This is a genomic window from Nonomuraea ceibae (assembly GCF_019396325.1).
In the GTDB taxonomy this organism is placed as follows: Bacteria; Actinomycetota; Actinomycetes; order Streptosporangiales; family Streptosporangiaceae; genus Nonomuraea; species Nonomuraea ceibae.
Genome location: NZ_JAHKRO010000236.1, coordinates 1 through 2,015 on the forward strand (window position 1 = coordinate 1; position 2,015 = coordinate 2,015).

A 2,015-nucleotide genomic window follows, 5' to 3' on the forward strand; every position below is an offset into this window, starting at 1 on the left:
CGGCAGGTGCAGGACTTCCGCAGCGCCGTGTCCTACCTGCAGACCCGCCCCGAAGTGCAGCCGGAGCGGATCGGGGTGTGGGGGGTGAGCATCGGCGGCTCGGTGGCAGCCCAAGCCGCCGTGCTCGATCGGCGCATCAAGTGCGTCGTCGTACAGAGCCCCAGCGTGTGGAACGGATGGCGATACCTGGAACGCCTCCTGGGCCGTGCCGGCGTCCACGCGCTGCGCGACCAGCTACAACAGGACTGGCAACGGCGCTACGAAGGCGGGCAGAGCGCTCGCGTACCGCACCTGACCCTGGAGGGCGACAGCGTGAAGGACACCCCGGACATGTCCACCCGCCTGTTTCCCACCTACCGCAACGAGAAGACCCTCGACTCAGCCGAGCACCTGCTCACCTTCGCACCGGAGAACCTCATCCACCGGCTCACGCCGACGCCGCTACTGATGATCGCCAACGGCGGCTGGGACCCCTACCACATGCTCGAGGAGGCGCAAAGCGCCTTCGCCAAGGCGGGCGAGCCCAAGCGGCTCGCAGTGCTCCCCTACGACGTGCTCGGGCTCTACACCGGCCCCGGCCTGGAAGAGGCGATGGCGCTCGCAATCGACTGGTTCGACCTCTACCTGCGCAGAACCCGGCTCGCGGACATCACCCCGACACCGACCTACGAGTCGGTGGCCGCCATGACACAGTGAACCGGCACACGATCAACAACGGAGGACGCGACCATGAGCACTGAGGAACAGCAGGACCGGCTGCTCCGCTGGGTGGAACGGGTAGCCGCCTTCTGCGTCGAAGAGTGGGGGCTGCCGCCCATCACCGGACGCATCCTCGGCTGGCTCATGATCTGCGATCCGGCCGAGCAATCCGCCGGCCAGATCGCGGACGTGATCCAGGCCAGCCGAGCCTCACTCACCTCGAACATGCGCTTCCTCACGGCCATCGGCCTGGTCAAGAAGGTGCGAAGGCCCGGCGACCGCGTCTCCTACTACCGCATCGAAGACGACGCCTGGCAGAAGGTCATCCAGCGCAAACTCGAAAGCCTGAGCGCGTTCGGCGAGATCGCCGACGAAGGACTCGACATCGCGGGCGGCGAGGGACACCGCACCGAGCGCATCAAAGCCGCCCACGACTCCCTGACGTGGCTACAGAACCTCGCAGCCCGTCATCCGCTACGCCGTTAAGGAACCCCCATGCACCGCTGGCAACCCAAGCTCGGGCTGATCCAGGAAACGCTGCTGCTCACGCTCCACGCCAGAGCCCTGGACGCCGGGCGGCCCAGCCCCATCCTCGGCGACACGCTCTCCGCCGAACTGGCCCGCAGAATCGACTACGACTTCGGCAAGCTGAAAGTCAAGCCCAACCTCGTCCTCACCACGGCACTGCGCGCCAAGAAGCTCGACGACGACGTCCGCGCCTACGTCGCCGCTCATCCCGGATGTGTGGTGCTCGACCTGGGCTGCGGCCTGGACACCAGGATGTTCCGCTGCGATCCCCCGCCCGGCGTCGACTGGTACGACATCGACTTCCCGGAAGTGGTGGACCTGCGATCCGAATGTCTGCCCGGCCGTTCCCACCTGATCGGAGCCGACCTCACCGGCTCCGACTGGCTCACAGCCATCCCCGGTGACCGGCCGGCGATGATCGTCGCCGAAGGGCTGCTCCCCTTCATGCCCGGCGACTCCTTCCCAACGATGACCCGCGCGCTGACCGGCCACTTCCCTGCGGGCGAACTCGCCCTCAACGGCTACACCCGCTTCGCCGCCTGGGCCATGAAGTACCACCCGACCATCAAGGCGCTCGGCATCAAAGCCGCCCAGGGCTTCGACGACCCACACGAACCCGAGTCCTGGGACGCCGGCCTCGAACTGATCGAGGAGCAGATCCTCACCCGCGCTCCGGAAACAGCCCGGTTCCCGCAACCCCTGCGCGCGCTGACCCGTCTCACCGCCCGCAGCACGGCCTTGTCTCGGCAAGGGGCACGCATTCTCCGCTACCGGTTCTGAGCGCGTGC

At 67.4% G+C, this 2,015-nt stretch carries 3 protein-coding genes; all 3 read left to right on the forward strand.

Annotation, left to right across the window (positions count from 1 at the left end):
• On the forward strand, positions 1-696 hold a 696-nt coding region (locus KME80_RS49680; protein ID WP_219520047.1), incomplete at its 5' end, for an alpha/beta hydrolase.
• Between the two features lie 33 nt (positions 697-729).
• Positions 730-1,185 carry a GbsR/MarR family transcriptional regulator gene (locus tag KME80_RS49685; protein WP_219520053.1) on the forward strand — a complete coding sequence of 152 codons (456 nt, stop codon included), beginning with the start codon at positions 730-732 and terminating at the stop codon, positions 1,183-1,185.
• A 9-nt stretch (positions 1,186-1,194) separates the two neighbouring features.
• Positions 1,195-2,007, forward strand: coding sequence for a class I SAM-dependent methyltransferase (locus tag KME80_RS49690; protein WP_219520056.1), 813 nt, complete (start codon positions 1,195-1,197; stop codon positions 2,005-2,007).
• Positions 2,008-2,015: the final 8 nt, after the last annotated feature.